Here is an 18,475-nt window from a genome sequence, read left to right as displayed (position 1 = left end):
CTCAATTTGTGAAAATACAAACATGAAAGCGTGATTAACGTGATTCAATTTTTAAAAATAGCCGCTCCTATTCTTTTATCTTTTACCTTAGTTGCCTGTAGTTCTGCAAGTGAAGAAACGAAGAAAATTACTGCTCCGATTGAAAAAGACCGTGATTTATCAATAATTGAAACGACCGATGTTCATTATTTTGCGCCATCACTCACTGATGGCGGGCGGGCATTCCAAAAATATCTAGCCGCTGGTGATGGAAAGCAATTGGCATATAGCGATGAAATAACCAATGCTTTTTTAACAGATGTCGAAACTAAAAAGGCTGATGTTTTAATTATTAGCGGCGATCTGACTAATAATGGCGAAAAAACTAGCCATGAAGAATTAGCAAAAAAATTAGCGCAAGTAGAAAAAACAGGTACCCAAGTATTTGTTGTTCCTGGTAATCACGATATAAACAATCCATGGGCTCGAAAATTCGAGAAAGACAAACAATTACCGACCGATACTGTATCACCAGCAGATTTCAGCAAAATTTATAATCATTTTGGTTACGAAGATGCTATTTCTGAAGATGATTTTTCGCTAAGCTATTTAGCAGCACCTTCATCCAAGGTTTGGCTCCTCATGCTTGATACAGCTATTTATAAAACCAATATGCAGCAAGGCTCCCCAACGACAGAAGGTGGTTTAACAGCTGGCACATTAGATTGGATTAAAGAATGTAGCGCCTTAGCGAAAAAAAATGGTGTAAAACTTATTCCAGTTATGCACCACAATTTAACCGATCATAATGATGTTATTCAAAAGGGCTACACAATCAATTACAACCAACAAGTAATCGATGCTCTTACAGCTGGCAATATGAAATTTTCTTTGAGTGGGCATATTCACACCCAAAACATCCGATCTGCCAAAAGTTCAGATGGCAAAGAAATTACTGATATTGTGACAAACGCTCTTTCTGTCTATCCCCATAAATACGGGAACCTTACCTACAGCGCAAAAAACAAAACGTTCACCTATCAATCTCAAAAATTGGACATAGAGTCTTGGGCAAAAGAAACTGGAACATCAGATAAAAATTTGCTTAACTTTGATTCTTATGATTATGAGACTTTTTATAATAGTGGTTATGATAAAGCTATGATGGACTTAATGACGAGTGAATCTTATAAAAACTATAGTCAAACTGATAAAGAAAAGATGGCCGATACCATGGCTTTAAATAACATGGCTTTCTTTGCAGGCATCGCCCCACCCAAATCGGCTGGAACGGATTTATGGGATAGTGCTCCTAATTCATTTTTAAAAGATTATGTTTTAAGTAGTTCTGTCCCTCCAAAACAAAGTAATGATTATTACGTTAGTCCTTAAATAATAAAAAAACTGGAAGCCTACTTATTATGCTTCCAGTTTTTTTATTAATTTGATGCCGCGGCCGCACTTGCTGCTGCGGCTGCACTCATTGCGGCTGCTTGTTCCATCGCAATTAAGATATGCACATTAACCATTAATCCTTCTAATTGTTCTTTGCTCATTTGGCCCGATTGTTTTTCTGTATAAAGACTGATTGCCAGTGCTGTTACGAACTCGCGACCAAACCGCAGACCCGGTTGATTTTGCAAGTCATCAATGAAGTTCACCAAGCCAGAGTCAATTTTACGTCCATCCATCACAAATGCTAAAATTCCGATACTTGAGTAATGTAATGGCTTGATTTTCACACCTTTTTGGCGTAATTCTTCTACCACATTGTCTACTCTTCTAATAAATTTGCTATCTTTTTCACCATATAAAAGTGTTCCTGTTGTAGCTAAAAACTGCAAACTATCATTTTTCCGGAAACCTTTTGCGGCAAATTCTTGGAAATAGTATTCTGTGACTTCAGCCAATTTTTCTGTATTCTCTTCTTTAAGATTAGCTAAGAAAACAGCTGTTGTTACGTCCTCACTTTTGGTTAAAAATGGATGGTCTTTTTTGAAAAGTTGGTGAATGGTTTTGGCTTTTTTTGCTGTCAGTGTTGGATTTTCTGATTCTAGTAATAAGTAAGCGGCGAAATAGGTGTATTCCGTGCGTTTAAAGCCTGCTTCGATGAGTGTGTTATAATTGGAAATCACTTGGCTAACACTATCCCGACTCGCATTATCACTTGCCATCAGTAAGCCGACAAGTGATGCGCGGACATTGCCATTCAATGCTGTAAACATACCTAGTTGTCGTTTGATTTCTTTATTAATTTCATAGAATTTTTCAGGTTGAACGATTTCATTATTTCCCGCAAAAAGACGAGCAATCAGAAATCGAATCCGCTTATCAATAAAACTGACGCCACTTGTTCTAACTAACTCATAGTTCTTCATTAATAATTTTGTTGCTTCTTCGCTATCAAATACATATTCTGAATCCATCCGCCGCACTCCTTCTTGTTTTTGAATTAATATTCCTCTCTGTACAAACTCAAAATAAATTCTTCAAAATTATCAGCTAGCTTAATTATTTTATAATCACCTTCTTGATCAATATGAACGACTGCGGGCTCGCCTGTTTTTCCGCAATTTCGGTAATCCAAGAAAACCATGTCATGTCCTGCTGATGGGCAATCAGCAATAGCTAAACCAACATCGGGGTAACCCCATTCTTCTGTCCAAAAATTTGTGTTGTGCATACCATTTATTGTAGATATTCCGTGGTCTCCTATTCCCATAATACCAGTAATAGCTATACAATTCTCCGACCATGAACTTGGCTCTGTCGTGGGGACAGAGCCCGTTGATACGATACCTCCATTTTGGGTATGACGCATTAAGTAGATATAGGATTTAGGTAACTTATATCCTAGTTCAGCTTCGATTGCAGCCACTCTTTGTGGCGTAGGGTACACATCTTTATAGTCATTTTCAGAGTCAAACTTCAGCCAAAGCTCTGCTAAACTATTCCCTTGGAAAAATGTTCCTACCTCACTAAAATATTCATCTAACTCGGCGAAAATTTGCTTAGCTTTTTCACGTTCGAAATCGACTGCTTCTATATCTTTCATCTCTTCTAAAATTGACATGAGTTGTTGATAGATTTCTGGAAAACGTTCGCCGCTTTGGTATAGCACATCGCTAAGTAATATCGTTGCTGTAAATATATCTCTTCTATTTTCGGCAGTCACTTCTTGATTCCAACAAGTTTCAAGTAAGTGAATCGCCTCTTTTGTTTTTCCTTTGTCTAAATAATATAATGCTTTTCTTGTTGTAAGCATATTATTCCTCCACTAATCTTAATAACTTTATTATACTAAAAAAACCCTAGGGAAACAAAAACCCTAGGGAAGCTAATTTTATAAATTCATTCCAAGTAACGGAATTCGCTCATTATATTTATCAACAAGCGCCTTGTTATGCTCATCGGCATTTTCGACATTACCGCTAATAAATACTGGTGGTGTGAAATTATCATTTACCATTTTTTCAATGGCTTCTGCAAAAATGGATTGCAAGATAACTGCACCAGTTACGGTAGATGTTGGTGCAAATGCTATATCAAAGTTTGCTGATTTTAGTACTGCATCTCCTTTAACAGCACCATTATCAATCACAATGTCTCCTGTATCAGATAAACGTTTTCCTGATACGTGACGTGATTTTTGACTAGCTGAGTATTGAAGCGAAGTAATAACGACGATAAAAGCACCTTTTTCACGAGCAATTTCAGCAACATCTATTGGGACAGGATTACGACCAGATGTAGATAATACAATCATTACATCACCCGGACGAATATCTTCCTTAGCCATAAACGTTTTCGCATAATCATTTTTCCGCTCAAGTACAGATGACGCAGCAGCACCTTCGTGAAGCATAAGTGGTTCATGTAAAATCGGATGAATCGCCGCAAGTCCACCTGCTCGGTAAAATACTTCCTCTGTTAAAATGTGGGAATGGCCGCAACCGAATAAATGGATAACGCCATCGTTTTCAATAGATTCGGCTACTTTTTCACCGGCTTCTTTTACGTAGTTGGCTTCATTATCAAGAATATTTTCTAATAAGCGAATCGTAATATCGATATAGTTATTAATCATTTATCTCTCCTCCAAAGCTGCAAAAATTTTCTCGATTTCTTCAGGTTTGGTGCGACCTGTAGCTTTATCAATTGTTTTTCCAAAGATATGTGGCATGAAAAACGGAATGCCGGTCGTCTTGATGGCAGTTGTTATTTCAAGAATATTCTCGGCACCAATCCCACCTGCTGGCTCAATGCCGTATATCCCTTTATCTGCTGCAACTTTTGTTAAATAAACAAGTTCATCTAAATACTTTGTTCCTTCGATGCTCATAAATTTGATTGACGGAATATTTGCGGATAAACAATAATCGACTGCTTCTTCGGCAGTAATTTCATCTCCGGAAGATAATTTGACAATACCTACTTTTCCGGTTGGTCGAACGAGTGCATTGGTGTATGTTTCCGGAAGCAAGTCATTTGTTAATCCCGCTGTTTCGATTGGTTGGTTAATATGACTATTCGGTACGAGGCGTGCGATATGAAGAACATCACGCCAATTGTGCCAGTCGCCGCCGCCACCAAGACCAACACTGATGACCTCGGCCGTTGTTTGTAGTTCTTTCACCACAATTGCGGCTTCTTCTGGTGTTTTATAGTTTGTCGCCACAATTCCTGGTACTGCAAAACCGCGCGATGCTTCCATGACTTCTAGGCTATTTTCTTTATCTTTCGCTAAAAAATTAAATAGCGCAAAATTATTCCATTTCGGTAGATTTTCGAATTTTTTCTTGTTCAAGCTTTATCAACTCCACACATGTTTTTAACGTTTTTTCAATCAAGTATTCGCCTTTTTCTGCTGTTGCCAAAGTTGCTTCTCCTAGTACTGCTGTCTTTGTGAAGCTTTGCCAGGGTGTCGGGGTGAAATCCGCATCAATTGGTAAAATTGGTGGATCATCAATGGCACGACTCATATCGGCATTTTCCGGTGATAAGTAGAGCATGAGTGACGTTTCGATTTCACAAGCATGAATGTACGTATGATGGTTTGCTTTTCCTTCGCGCACGTCCATTGCAAGTTTTTGGATATTCGGGTAAAAAATGTGCAAGATAATCATATCTGGGTATTTGGCATATAGTTCACGCGCTGCATCTTTTAGCGCTGCCATGTTGCCAAGGTGTCCGCTCACTGGTACAAATAGTCTAAATCCTTGTTTATAAAGACTTTCACCAATTTCTACGACCACTTTTGTAACGGTCTCATTGGATAACGTTAAACTCCCTGGGAAATCTTGCAAACTCCAAACTTGGCCATAAGGTAATACCGGAAGCACAAAACCATCTGTTTCGGCCGCTATTCTCGCAGAATATTCAGACGCTAAAATATTGTCTGTCCCCAGTGGCAAATGCGGTCCATGGGCTTCAACTGCTCCTATTGGCAAAAGGACTGGTTTTGTTCTCGTGATTTTTGCGCCAATATCAAATGAATTTTCATCTGCATATAACACAGATTTCGCCTCCTATTTTTTAAATGTAAAGCATCTCGCCGGGTTATCTATGAAGAATTTTTTAACTAATTTTTCTCCGTCAAAGCCTTTTTCGTTTGCTTCGTCAATAAAGCGTGGCACCCATTTTTTGGTGATATATTCGAGTCCTGGTCCGTGGCCGTAATGTTTATAATATGTTTTGCGCGCTGTATCACCACTGACTAAAATTTGATCTTCAAAGCCTTCCGAAACTAGATATAGAATTGCTTTAATCCGAGCACTTTCTGGTGCGTATTTGATTTTTGCAATGCCATCAAATGACATGAATGCGCCTGTTTTAGCAACTTGCTTGTGATAATACGGATCCAGGTTACGGTCCATATGTCCAATTGATAGATATTCTAACGGTATATTCTCTTGTTTTAAAATTTCAATTTGCTCTAAAGCCATCGTTCCCGCTTCTGTATGAGAATGAATCGGCGCTTTTGTCTCGTGATGTGCTCTTGCAACCGCGCGTATCGTCTTTTCTTCTAAAGGTGTAATCATATTGTAGCCAGTGCCAAATTTCACCTGACCGGCCTTGTACGGTGTTCCTTCAAGTCCGTTTTCGACTTCATTTACAACGAATTCTGTTAGTTTTTCCGTTGAAGTATTTTCGATCCATTCATAATATGTTTCAAAGTCACCTATAATCGGCTTCAGTTCTGGTTTGATTTTTCCATCCCATAAGAAGCTTTTGTTAAATCCAGCTGTTCCAACGATTTGAATACCTGTTTCTTTGGAAATTTGCGCCACATCTAATACGCGTCTACCATAATCAACCGCGGTTGCATCAACAATTGTTTTACCACCTAAATCAGCAAAATCTTGTACATCAAGTTGCGATTTTTCTTTATCATCTAAAAGTAAATCATCGGCATCTCGCTCTTGCCAGTAAGCCGGTACACAGACAATGTGCTCGTGTGAATAAGTGAAGCCCAACTGATCCGGGGCGATATCTCCATAAAAAGTACGAATAAAACTCATTTTTTAAAACTTCCTTTCAAAAAACCCCTTCCTCTTGAATGCTAGACAAGGAAGAGGTTTAGATTTTACTTAAAAGAATAACTTCGCTAACATGCTGACTATTGGTCCTAGAATAAACATATCTGAGTCGGCTGCCCACATTGCTGTATCGGGAACAGTCGTATTAATAAAGAAAGTAACCATTATATATTGACCCCAGGCGACAACTGTTGCCGTTAGGAATCCACCTATCAAGGCTCCTCTAACCCCACCCGTCGAGTTACCAAATACCCCAGCAACTGCACCGTGGAAGAAGAGAACAATCATTGTTGGCACAAACACGTAACCAACTGTATTTCCAAGTACTACCAACCAGATAATCGCTCCAATGAATGCTCCTAAGAAACCGATAATTACGGAGTTTGGCGCATATGGATAAACGATTGGGGCATCTAGTGCTGGTTTCGCACCCGGTACAAGTTTTGTTGCAATACCATTGAATGCTGGTACGATTTCGCCGATAAACATCCGTACACCTACAAGAACGATGGCGATACCCGCTGCAAACGTAAAGGACTGAACGATGGAGTATACAATGAAGCTTTGATTTCCAGCTTCTGCGATTAATTTTTCTGCTCCTGGTGTTTTCTTCACCATCAGAATCACTGCACCAACTACGAACAGAATCCCCATTGTAAGTGCTGTAATAACGTTTGAGTCACGTAAGAACTCTAATTTTTTCGGTAAGTTAATATGTTCTGCATCATTTTTCTTATTTCCAAATACTTTCCCTAGTAAAGCAGATAAAATCGCTACGCTGGATGAAGTATGCCCTAATGCGACATTATCATTTCCTGTAATTTTACGTAGGAATGGTTGTGTAATTGCTGGTTGTAATGTCCAGTAAAGACCCATGATTACTGCTAGGAATAGTACAAGACCCCAGAACGGAATATCGCCGCCAACAGCTTGTACAGTAATTCCTGCAAAGATCGTTGTTGTCCAGAACATCATATGACCAGTTAAATAGATATACTTAAACGGTGTAAATCTTGCTAATAATACGTTGACTAAAAATCCTAGAGTCATCGCAAGTGTTACTGCACTACCAAATTTAGCATTAAAGGCTTCTTGTCCTAAAAACCCTGCAAGTGGCGGTGTTTCAAGCCCGAATACTTCTTTCCACATTGGTTCGAAAATTCCAAGGGAACCAGTGATAACAGCCGCACCAGCGTTAATAATTAAGAATCCAATAATTGCTTTGAACGTTCCGCTAATAACTTGGCTTAAATTTTTCTTCTGTAAAAGTAACCCGAGAAGTACGATAAAACCTAAAAGTATGGCTGGGGTTCCAAAAAAGTTATTGGCAATCCACGTAATAATCTCCATTTTTTTCCCACCTTTTTTTGTCTTATTTAACTATTGATTGCTTCAGATAAAGCCGTTTTAATTTCCGCATTGTCAAAATAGTTATTGACGATGACTACTTTGGCGCTTGTATCTGTTCCAAGTGTTTCTGCTAATTCTTGACTTGTTACAATAATATCCACATTCATTGAGCGCGCAGCCGATACATCAATGTGCTCTACATCTGCGTCCACTCCCATGTCGCGTAAGACTGTTTCTACATTCATTCTTAAAATTAGGCTTGTTCCTTGACCAAGTCCACACACTGCTAAAATTTTCATCGTTATCCCTCCACTAATTCTCCAATTGCTTGATAATCTTCTGAATGAATCATTTTTTCAATGTTATCGCTGTTACTAAGCAAGGAGACAATTTTTTGAATGACTTTTAAATGTGCCTCACTTGATGTTGCTGCGAGCCCAAAGACTAATCGCACGGGATCATTTGCGGCGTGTCCGAAATTCACGCCTTCTTTTAGTACGACTAGTGATACCGCAGAGTTTTCAACACCATCAGTTGGTCTTGCATGAGGAATTGCTATTTGAGGTGCAATGACAAAGTACGCACCATTTTCATGATATGATTCCACCATTTTTTCTACGTACTGTTCGCTCACATAACCTGCATTCACTAATAATTCTCCTGCTTGCACGATAGCTTCGTCAGCATTTTTAGCTGAACCATGCAGATTCACAAGCTCTTTATCCAAAAAAGACATATCTCTTCATCCCTTCCAACTAATTGATAGCGCTATCAATAACTTACACTCTTATTATAGCTGTAGCCACTCTGTTTAAAAAAGCCCAATTCCTTTCTTTTCGAAAGTGCAAAGAATAGACTGTTACATTTTGTCGTTAGCGAGCATACAAAAAAGCCAGTGCGGCATTTGACTGCTCCACTGGCTTTATAGCTTATTTTATTGTTAACATTGCAGCAATTTCTGCTGCTGATTCAGCTTGTTCAATCTGCTCTAGCAAGTGATGTTTCATGATTAAATTAGTGAGTTGGCTCAGCGCATTAATATGTGTGTAGGAGTCAATGGAAGCGAGCACAATAATTAATTTAACCTGATCCTTCGCTTTACTTGAAAATGAAACCGGCTGGTCTAATCGCAACAGGCTCATTCCAACACGGTATGCGCCGTCATCCACCGAAGCATGGGGAAGTGCAATCCCTGGTGCAATAACGATATATGGCCCGAGTTTCTCAATATTGTCAATCATTGCATGTTGATAGTTTCCTGATATATAGCCTTCTTGTTGAAGTGGTTTTGACGCAACTCGGATAGCTTCATGCCAATCCGCCACACTATCTTTAAAAATAATTCGTTCTTTTGGCAATAGTTCTTCAAGTGTTGGCGATTTTTCTAGTTGGCTGTCTGATTGCACTTGGAACAATACCGACTTCAGTTTTGCCGCCAATTTCTCGCGGTCTTCCACTTTGGCATATTGATCCACCACATCAAGCACAGAAGACAACATGCGCGCATCCGAGTCCTTTTGCAAAATGTGCGGGGCAATCGCCTTCATCAGTTGTTGCTTCTGCGCCTCAGTCAAAATCGGACTAACAATGAAAACTGGTGCTTTCGGTTCCATAATTGGCAAAGTCGACACAATAAAGTCTGGCGCGTATAGCCCTTTTTCAAATTCACGGATGGAAATTGGTTCTAATATTTCAACACGTTCACCGAGTAATTGTGCAAGTTGCCGCTCAATCATCCGTGACGTTCCTACCCCTTTAGAGCAAACAATTAAAAGTTTCTTCCGTTCAACTAAAGTATTGTTTTTGCGAGAAAGATAACCCCCGAACAAAATCGTTACGTATGCTATCTCATCTTCGGGAATCTTTTCGCCAAGTAACTCTTCTAGTGGTTCTAATGATTTTTTCGTAATCTCATACACATCGCTATAACTTTGCTTAATATCTGTTCGTAGCGGATTAATCCATTCAATTTGGAATTTAAGCCGGTAATATGCTGGTTGTAAATGGAGCAATAAATCTTTTTTTAAACTACGGTGGTCTTCAAAATTCACACAAGCAAGGCGTTCAAATTCGGCAATGATTTTCTCAACAATTATATCCAACTTTCCTTCAACAGCTGCATCATCATTCAAGCGACTAGCGCCAAGTAAAAGTTTGCCTAAATAAGTAATTTCCGCATGATTGATCTTAAAATCTTCTTTTTGCTGTAATTGCTCGTAAATTTCTTGAGCAATATTAAAAGATTCAACCTCATGTTCTTCGTGCTCATTTAAATAACAATCGCGTTTCATTCGTTCCTTAAAAAAGAAAATCATAATACCAATACGCTCAATAACTTCATCTGTATAACGAATACCGATTTTTTTCTCTGTTACTGCTAAAATTTCAAAAATTGTATCTAAATTTGGGAAGAGTTCTTTATTTTTAATCATTGGATTAATTTTCATTAAATCGAGAAGCTGATCTGCGGTTGCGATTTCTTCGTTATTCATACAATAATGAATGAAAAACTGACGAATACTACGTTCATCACCGAGAACCATATTACCATTTTTCCGATCATAAGCGAGTTCTAAGTTAAACTGTTTAAGCGATAATTTTAATTGTTTAATATCCTGTAAACTGGTGTTGCGGCTGACTTCATTACATTCATTAATTGTATCGATAATTACTCGTGCATCTGTTACAAGTAGAAAAAATAAAATACGGATGCGACGTTCACTAGCTGAAAAGACTTTGTGGCTCGCTTCCCTATTTCCAAGGATTTCTTTAATTGTCGATTTTTCATCTTCTAATAAATAATAACCTTGTCCTCGAACGGATTGAATGCCATCAAGCCCTATATTGTCTAATTCTTTATTAATTTTTTCCACATCATATTGAAGTGTTCGTTTCGAAATCCCTAATTCTTCTTGTAATTTCTCGGGTGCAAGATATACATTCGCCACGACGAGCGATTCGAGTAGCGTCATATTTCTAGCATCAAATTGTACCACTTGGCCTACCTCCTTGATTTCGGTCTAGAAGGTAAAAAGATATGTCTACTTTAAGGTTATGCGAAAATGTGATATTTTTCAAGTTAATTCTTATTTCAGGCACAAAAAAAACCGACAAAGCCAAATGACTTTGTCGGTTTGAATCGTATCAGATATTATTTGCTGATGTTAGAAACAACGCCAGCGCCTACTGTACGTCCGCCTTCACGGATAGAGAATTTAGTACCGTCTTCGATAGCGATTGGTGCAATTAGTTCAACTGCAAGCTCAATGTTATCACCAGGCATTACCATTTCAGTACCTTCTGGAAGTGTAACAATACCAGTTACGTCAGTAGTACGGAAATAGAATTGTGGGCGGTAGTTGTTGAAGAATGGAGTGTGACGTCCACCTTCTTCTTTAGTTAAAACATAAGTTTCAGCTTTGAAGTTAGTGTGTGGAGTAATCGAACCTGGTTTAGCTAATACTTGACCACGTTGGATATCTTCACGAGCAACACCACGTAGAAGTGCGCCAATGTTGTCGCCAGCTTCAGCGTAGTCTAGTAATTTACGGAACATTTCTACTCCAGTTACTACTACTTTTTTGCTTTCTTCTTCAATACCGATAACTTCTACTTCGTCACCAACTTTAACTTGTCCACGTTCAACACGTCCAGTTGCAACTGTTCCACGACCAGTGATTGAGAATACATCCTCAACTGGCATCATGAATGGTTTGTCAGTATCACGTTCTGGAGTTGGAATGTAAGAATCTACAGCTTCCATTAACTCGTCAATTTTAGCTTCCCAGTCAGCTTCACCTTGAAGTGCTTTAAGAGCTGAACCTTTGATTACAGGAATGTCATCGCCAGGGAATTCATATTCAGTTAATAGATCACGAATTTCCATTTCAACTAATTCTAGTAATTCTTCATCGTCAACCATGTCACATTTGTTCATGAATACAACGATGTATGGAACACCAACTTGACGTGAAAGTAAGATATGTTCACGAGTTTGTGGCATTGGGCCATCAGCAGCAGATACTACTAAGATAGCTCCGTCCATTTGTGCAGCACCAGTGATCATGTTTTTAACGTAATCGGCATGTCCTGGGCAGTCAACGTGTGCATAGTGACGGTTGTCAGTTTGGTACTCAACGTGAGCAGTAGAGATTGTGATTCCACGTTCTCTTTCTTCTGGAGCACCATCAATTTGATCATAAGCTTGTGCATCAGCAAAGCCTTTTTTAGCAAGTACAGTTGTAATTGCAGCTGTTAAAGTAGTTTTACCATGGTCAACGTGTCCAATAGTACCAATGTTAACATGGGGTTTAGAGCGGTCAAATTTTTCTTTTGCCATTTTAAAATATCCTCCTCGATAATTCAATAATTATTTTTTACTTAGCTTAAATTTAAACTAAGTAATACTTCTAACTAAAGTTATACTTGATGTTGCGAAAAAAATCAATTAATCTTCTTTGTTGTTTCCACCATTAGCTTTAATGATTTCTTCAGCAATAGATTTAGGAACTTCTTCATAGTGGTCAAATTGCATAGTGTATACACCACGACCTTGCGTACCTGAACGAAGGTGAGTTGCATAACCAAACATGTTTGCAAGTGGTACGAATGCGCGAACAACTTGAGCGTTACCGCGAGCTTCCATACCATCTACACGACCACGACGGGAAGTAATGTTACCCATGATATCACCAAGGTATTCTTCTGGGATAACAACCTCTACAGCCATCATAGGCTCAAGGATTACAGGGTCACATTTCTTAGCAGCATTACGTAATGCCATTGAAGCAGCCACTTTGAAGGCCATTTCATTGGAATCGACGTCATGGTAAGATCCGTCGTAAAGTTTTGCTTTGATGTCAATCAGTGGGTAGCCTGCAAGTACACCGTTATCTAGTGCGCCTTCAAGACCTGCTTGTACAGCTGGGATGTATTCACGTGGAACAACCCCACCAACGATTGCATTTTCAAATTCAAATCCTTTACCTTCTTCGTTTGGTCCGAATTCAATCCAAACGTGACCATATTGTCCACGTCCACCAGATTGACGTACGAATTTACCTTCAACTTGAGCAGATTTACGGAATGTTTCACGATAAGAAACTTGTGGATCACCAACGTTAGCTTCAACGCGGAATTCACGTCTCATACGGTCAACAAGGATGTCAAGGTGAAGTTCACCCATACCGGAGATAAGAGTTTGGCCAGTTTCTTGGTCAGTTTCAGCACGGAAAGTTGGATCTTCTTCCGCTAGTTTCGCAAGAGCTTGCCCCATTTTATCTTGGTCAGCTTTCGATTTAGGTTCGATAGCGACTTGGATAACTGGTTCTGGGAATTCCATGGATTCTAAGATAATTTGTTCTTTTTCATCACATAAAGTGTCCCCAGTAGTTGTATCTTTAAGTCCTACGGCAGCAGCGATGTCGCCAGCGTATACGATCGAAATCTCTTCACGGTGATTAGCGTGCATTTGAAGGATACGTCCAACACGTTCACGTTTACCTTTAGTCGAGTTTTGTACATATGAACCGGAATTCAAAGTACCGGAATAAACACGGAAGAAAGTTAAGCGTCCAACATAAGGGTCAGTCATAACTTTGAATGCTAGGGAAGAGAATGGTTCTGAATCATCAGCGTGACGAGCAGCTTCTTCTCCATCAGGCAATACGCCGTTAATAGCTGGAACATCTGTTGGTGCTGGAAGGTAATCAAGTACTGCATCTAACATTGGTTGAACACCTTTGTTTTTGAATGCTGTACCACAAACTACAGGATAGAACTCAACGTTAAGTGTTCCTTTACGGATACCAGCTTTAAGTTCTTCTTTTGTAATTTCTTCGCCTTCTAGGTATTTCATCATTAGCTCTTCGTCAAGTTCAGCAACTGCTTCCACTAATTTACCGCGGTATTCATCTGCTAAGTCTTTCAGATCAGCTGGAATTTCTTTAATATGAGGGTCATTTCCTAAATCATCTTCATAATACAATGCGTTCATTTCGATTAAGTCAATGATACCTTCAAATGTATCTTCGGCCCCGATTGGGAGTTGAATTGGGTGCGCGTTGGCAGCCAAACGTTCATGCAAAGTACCTACAGAATATAGGAAGTCTGCGCCGATTTTGTCCATTTTGTTGACGAATACTACACGAGGAACCCCGTAAGTAGTAGCTTGACGCCAAACTGTTTCTGTTTGTGGTTCTACACCAGATTGTGCATCTAGAACCGCAACAGCACCATCAAGTACACGAAGCGAACGTTCAACTTCAACTGTGAAGTCTACGTGTCCTGGTGTATCGATAATGTTTACTCGGTAGCCTTTCCATTGAGCTGTTGTCGCAGCAGAAGTGATAGTAATACCACGTTCTTGCTCTTGCTCCATCCAGTCCATTTGAGAAGCACCTTCATGGGTTTCACCAATTTTGTGAATACGCCCTGTATAGAAAAGGATACGTTCAGTAGTGGTAGTTTTACCCGCATCAATGTGGGCCATGATACCAATATTACGAGTCTTTTCTAAGGAGAACTCTCTAGCCATGTTGTATTTCTCCTTCCATAAAACAATTTTTCAGGCAATACGCCTGGAATTTGTTAGTGATTTTTTTACCAACGATAGTGAGCGAACGCTCTGTTAGCATCAGCCATTTTATGTGTATCTTCGCGTTTCTTAACAGAAGCACCAGTGTTATTGGCAGCATCCATGATTTCGCGAGCAACACGTACTTCCATTGTTTTCTCTCCACGAAGGCGAGCATAATTTACTAACCAACGAAGACCAAGAGTAGAACGACGGTCAGCACGTACTTCGATAGGTACTTGATAGTTAGCACCACCTACACGGCGAGCTTTAACTTCAAGAAGAGGCATAATGTTCTTCATAGCTTGTTCAAATACTTCCATCGGATCTTTACCAGTTTCTTGTGCAATGATATCGAATGCGGAATATAGGATAGCTTGAGACTTTCCACGTTTTCCGTCAACCATCATTTTATTAATTAAACGAGTTACTAGTTTCGAATTATAAATCGGATCTGGTAACACGTCACGTTTAGCAACAGGACCTTTACGAGGCATCGGATATCCTCCTTTCATATTTTATAAGTATTATTTTTTAGGTTTTTTCGTACCGTATTTAGAACGGCTTTGTCCTCTATTTTCAACACCAGCTGTATCAAGCGCTCCACGAACGATATGATAACGTACCCCTGGTAAATCTTTTACACGTCCACCACGAATAAGAACAACACTATGTTCTTGTAAGTTGTGACCAATACCAGGAATATAAGCTGTTACTTCAATACCATTACTCAAACGTACACGGGCATATTTACGAAGCGCCGAGTTAGGTTTTTTAGGAGTCATGGTACCAACACGAGTACATACGCCACGTTTTTGCGGAGAGTTAACGTCTGTTAGTTCTCTTTTAAAACTGTTTAGGCCCTTGTTCAAAGCAGGTGATGTAGATTTTTTAATTTTAGATTGACGAGGTTTGCGTACTAATTGGTTAATTGTAGGCATGGGATAAATTCCTCCTTCCTTGTTTAGTAGTTCCACACATCCAGGTGGTTCATTTTTTCGGTAAAATAAAATGGCTGTAAGTTTGACCTACAACGCTGTTTTATTTTCAGACCTCTGTTTATAGTAGAGGCACCTTGAATATAGTAACACCTTGACGCTCGGATGTCAAGGTGATTTTCTATATAATCTATCGCAGATATTGTTTGATTATTCACAATGATTGTATTAATATAAAATTAAAAAAGGATGATTAGAGATGGAATGGACAACTTTGTTAAACGGAAGAACACCAGATCGTGAAAGAACGACCAACACTTATGATTTAAGAAACGTTTTTGAAAATGATTATCAAAGAATTATTCTAAGTGCTTCATTCCGAAGACTTCAAGACAAAACCCAAGTATTTCCTTTAGAAAAAAATGATTTCATTCGAACTAGATTGACACATTCCTTAGAAGTGTCAACTATAGCCAAGTCCATGGGAACAATGGTGGGAACACAAATTGTGAGAGACAAAATTGACCCACTATTTACAGTAGAAAATATTCGAGAGCTATCTGACCTTTTAGCTTCGGCTGGATTACTCCATGACATAGGTAACCCACCCTTTGGTCATTTTGGTGAAACAGCTATAAGACAATGGTTCGCTAAAGAACTCCCTTTACTTAAATTAGGCAAAATTTCAATAAATACTATTTTAGAAGAACAAATGTGTGGAGATTTTTTAAATTTCGAAGGAAATGCACAGGTTTTACGTGTAGTAACGAAGCTTCATCAGCTTTTTGAAAACAGTTATGGCATGAATTTAACCTCAGCTACTCTAAATTCATTTATTAAATATCCTGTTAATTCTTTACAAATAGATAAATCACATATTAAAAGTAAAAAAATGGGTTACTTTTACGCTGAAAAAGACATTTTTAAAAAAATCACTGAACAAACTGGTACTTTTGATAACAGACATCCTGTCACCTTCTTGTTAGAAGCCGCCGATGATATTAGTTATTTAATAGCTGACTTAGAAGATGCAGTAAAAAAAGGAATTGTGTCCATAGATACTGTTATAGAAATATTAAATTCAGAGCTAACTCCATCAGATTATATCCTTAAAGACTGTTTCGATGAATTGGTACAAATCAAAGAAAAATGTACAAAAGATATTTCTATATTCCAAGCGTGGTCTGCAACAAAAGTCAGAGGAATATTAATAAAGTCTGTTGTGAAGAATTTTTTCGATAACTACTCTACAATAATGGCTGGTACTTTTGACAAAGCCCTATTAGAAACAAGTAAAGCTAAAGGCTTAGCTAAAGGTTTAGAAAAGGCTTGCTTCACTCAAATTTTTACAGATAAAAAAATTATTGCCTCAGAACTTGCAGGTAAAAAAATAATTTATGGACTACTAGATCTTTTTGTTCCTGCAGCAATCTATTATGATTCCGACATTGAAGACCCTAATAAAGATGAATCTAAACGATTAATAAAATTGATATCTGATAACCACCTTTCTTCTTATCATAAAAATGCAAAAGATAAAAATCAGATAGAAAAGCTTTATTTACGTTTATTATTAGTTACTGATTTCATATGTGGAATGACTGATACTTATGCAAAAGATTTGTATCAGGAACTTAATGGTATCTATTAAAAAAGTGTCCACAGAATAATTCTGTGGACACTTTTTATTAGCTTAGTCCATTCAACCGTTGATATAAATCTTTCGCGTAGCTGTCGGTCATACCGCAAATGAAGTCGGTTACGAGGAGTAATCGCAAGTAAAGTTTCATTGTTTCGCTTTCGCCTTCTGCGTTTTTGCGGTAACAGCCTAGGTAGTTGTCGGAAATCAAGGTTAGTAGGCGTTTATCTTTGGCTGTTTGGCGTTCTGGTGTTTCGCTATCATAGTAGATAACGGCTGGAATGAACGTTTCGAGTAATTTGGAAATGATTTCGTTGCCGGCGATTTCCGATTCAACAATGCCTTTATCTTGGTAAATATACGTGAATGATAGACTTTGTAAAATTTGTACGAGTTGTTCGGCGCTTGAAGCATCGATGAGCGAGTCGTTTAATGTGCCTGCCATAATGGCATCGTAGTTTGCGTAAAACACTTCAAGTGAGCGATTGATTAGTTGACCGCGGACGTTCGATGCTAGCCATTGTTGTACGATGAAACTTTCTTCTTGTCCTTCGTAGCGCTCGCTTTTTTTCTTAAGTTCGTTGTAGCACGCGGCAGTGACTTTATTGTGCTCTTCCACTTCTTCAAAACCTTTTAAGATTTGCGTGATGTTGACAATGCCTTTTTTCACGCCGTCTTCTAGGTCGGCATTTAGGTACGCGATGTCGTCTGCTACTTCTAGTAAATAAGTAAGCGGATGGCGATTGTCAAGCGCTTCTGTTGCAGTTGTTATTTCATTAAAAAGAGATTCATCGGCGTAAAAATAGCCTAGTTTTTTGCTTTTGATTTGCTTTTTATTTACTTTTAAAGAAGAAACTGGATATTTGATGACTGCGTTTAAAGTGGCGAATGTTAGGTTTAAGCCGTATTGGTCGAAAAGATAATGCAGTTTGGAAACTACACGGAGCACTTGCGCATTACCTTCAAAGTAGTAAAAGTCTTCTTTCATTTGCGGTGTTAGGATTTCTGCTAGACTTTTATTTTTGTAAGTGATGGTTGCTAGATTGTCGCGGAACCACTCACGGATACTTTCTTCACCAAAGTGACCGAACGGCGGATTCCCCATATCGTGTAAAAGTCCTGCACAAGCAAGGATTTCCGGGATTTTGTCCGCATGATTTTTTGTAAAATTTTGGTCTAATTTTTCTTCTTGAATCGTGTGTGTAACCATGTTCCCCATTGATTTTGCGATGGTGCTTACTTCCATTGAATGGGTTAGTCGTGTACGAACAAAATCGCTTTTTTCTAGTGGGAATACTTGGGTTTTATCTTGTAAACGGCGAAACGATGCACTCATGACGATACGTTGAAAGTCATTTTCAAAAGCGCTACGTACGTCGGTGTTTTTCGAACGAGTGACACCGGATTCGCGGCGGCGTTTGTCATTTAATAGTTTGTCCCAATTCATTTGAATTCC

17 protein-coding genes are annotated in these 18,475 nt (G+C 38.7%); 2 read left to right on the top strand and 15 right to left on the bottom strand.

Annotated features, from left to right (window positions below; translation table 11 throughout):
* Nucleotides 1–39: 39 nt before the first annotated feature.
* On the top strand, nucleotides 40–1,371 hold the full coding sequence (locus HCB45_RS08805) for a metallophosphoesterase (protein ID WP_185319788.1): 1,332 nt from the start codon (nucleotides 40–42) through the stop codon (nucleotides 1,369–1,371).
* A gap of 47 nt (nucleotides 1,372–1,418) precedes the next feature.
* Here the strand turns inward: HCB45_RS08805 and HCB45_RS08800 are convergent, their stop codons facing one another.
* The 14 genes from HCB45_RS08800 to rpsL form a co-directional block, all read right to left on the bottom strand.
* The gene (locus HCB45_RS08800) at nucleotides 1,419–2,405 is read right to left on the bottom strand and encodes a DUF4003 family protein (RefSeq protein WP_185619613.1); all 987 of its coding nucleotides are present in this window, start codon (nucleotides 2,403–2,405) and stop codon (nucleotides 1,419–1,421) included.
* Between the two features lie 26 nt (nucleotides 2,406–2,431).
* Entirely contained in the window at nucleotides 2,432–3,244 is an 813-nt protein-coding gene (locus HCB45_RS08795) for an SMI1/KNR4 family protein (protein WP_185619611.1), read from the bottom strand.
* A gap of 78 nt (nucleotides 3,245–3,322) precedes the next feature.
* On the bottom strand, nucleotides 3,323–4,066 hold the full coding sequence (locus HCB45_RS08790; RefSeq protein ID WP_185607910.1) for an SIS domain-containing protein: 744 nt from the start codon (nucleotides 4,064–4,066) through the stop codon (nucleotides 3,323–3,325).
* A complete protein-coding gene (locus tag HCB45_RS08785) occupies nucleotides 4,067–4,786 on the bottom strand; it encodes a KDGP aldolase (protein WP_185319784.1) in 720 nt (239 codons plus the stop codon).
* On the bottom strand, nucleotides 4,746–5,495 hold the full coding sequence (locus tag HCB45_RS08780; RefSeq protein WP_185619609.1) for a creatininase family protein: 750 nt from the start codon (nucleotides 5,493–5,495) through the stop codon (nucleotides 4,746–4,748). The genes HCB45_RS08785 and HCB45_RS08780 overlap by 41 nt, the downstream gene beginning before the upstream one ends.
* Before the next feature lie 12 nt (nucleotides 5,496–5,507).
* Complete coding sequence (locus HCB45_RS08775) at nucleotides 5,508–6,500, bottom strand: phosphotriesterase family protein (protein ID WP_185619607.1); 993 nt, start codon at nucleotides 6,498–6,500, stop codon at nucleotides 5,508–5,510.
* A 69-nt stretch (nucleotides 6,501–6,569) separates the two neighbouring features.
* Complete coding sequence (ulaA, locus tag HCB45_RS08770) at nucleotides 6,570–7,868, bottom strand: PTS ascorbate transporter subunit IIC (protein ID WP_003733048.1); 1,299 nt, start codon at nucleotides 7,866–7,868, stop codon at nucleotides 6,570–6,572.
* A 26-nt stretch (nucleotides 7,869–7,894) separates the two neighbouring features.
* On the bottom strand, nucleotides 7,895–8,167 hold the full coding sequence (locus HCB45_RS08765) for a PTS sugar transporter subunit IIB (RefSeq protein ID WP_003726309.1): 273 nt from the start codon (nucleotides 8,165–8,167) through the stop codon (nucleotides 7,895–7,897).
* Nucleotides 8,168–8,169: 2 nt separating this feature from the next.
* Nucleotides 8,170–8,604, bottom strand: a complete 435-nt coding sequence (locus HCB45_RS08760; protein ID WP_003728554.1) for a PTS sugar transporter subunit IIA — start codon at nucleotides 8,602–8,604, stop codon at nucleotides 8,170–8,172.
* A 193-nt stretch (nucleotides 8,605–8,797) separates the two neighbouring features.
* A complete protein-coding gene (locus HCB45_RS08755) occupies nucleotides 8,798–10,864 on the bottom strand; it encodes a BglG family transcription antiterminator (RefSeq protein WP_185619605.1) in 2,067 nt (688 codons plus the stop codon).
* Nucleotides 10,865–11,019: 155 nt separating this feature from the next.
* On the bottom strand, nucleotides 11,020–12,207 hold the full coding sequence (gene tuf, locus HCB45_RS08750) for an elongation factor Tu (protein WP_003739865.1): 1,188 nt from the start codon (nucleotides 12,205–12,207) through the stop codon (nucleotides 11,020–11,022).
* Between the two features lie 108 nt (nucleotides 12,208–12,315).
* Nucleotides 12,316–14,403 (bottom strand): elongation factor G, encoded by a 2,088-nt coding sequence (gene fusA, locus HCB45_RS08745; protein WP_003724965.1) that lies wholly within the window; start codon nucleotides 14,401–14,403, stop codon nucleotides 12,316–12,318.
* A gap of 65 nt (nucleotides 14,404–14,468) precedes the next feature.
* Nucleotides 14,469–14,939 carry a 30S ribosomal protein S7 gene (gene rpsG, locus HCB45_RS08740; RefSeq protein WP_003722012.1) on the bottom strand — a complete coding sequence of 157 codons (471 nt, stop codon included), beginning with the start codon at nucleotides 14,937–14,939 and terminating at the stop codon, nucleotides 14,469–14,471.
* A gap of 30 nt (nucleotides 14,940–14,969) precedes the next feature.
* Entirely contained in the window at nucleotides 14,970–15,383 is a 414-nt protein-coding gene (gene rpsL, locus HCB45_RS08735) for a 30S ribosomal protein S12 (RefSeq protein WP_003720973.1), read from the bottom strand.
* Nucleotides 15,384–15,639: 256 nt separating this feature from the next.
* Between rpsL and HCB45_RS08730 the strand changes: the two genes are divergently transcribed.
* Nucleotides 15,640–17,031, top strand: coding sequence for a deoxyguanosinetriphosphate triphosphohydrolase (locus tag HCB45_RS08730; protein WP_185619603.1), 1,392 nt, complete (start codon nucleotides 15,640–15,642; stop codon nucleotides 17,029–17,031).
* A 37-nt stretch (nucleotides 17,032–17,068) separates the two neighbouring features.
* On the opposite strand, the gene HCB45_RS08725 is transcribed toward HCB45_RS08730, so the two are convergent.
* Nucleotides 17,069–18,466: a deoxyguanosinetriphosphate triphosphohydrolase gene (locus tag HCB45_RS08725; protein WP_185619601.1), complete on the bottom strand. Its 1,398-nt coding sequence runs from the start codon at nucleotides 18,464–18,466 to the stop codon at nucleotides 17,069–17,071.
* Nucleotides 18,467–18,475: the final 9 nt, after the last annotated feature.

This window comes from Listeria farberi (assembly GCF_014229245.1).
Taxonomy (GTDB): Bacteria; Bacillota; Bacilli; order Lactobacillales; family Listeriaceae; genus Listeria; species Listeria farberi.
Note: the sequence above shows the minus strand (reverse complement) of the source record. Positions and strands in the feature narration are given on the sequence as shown.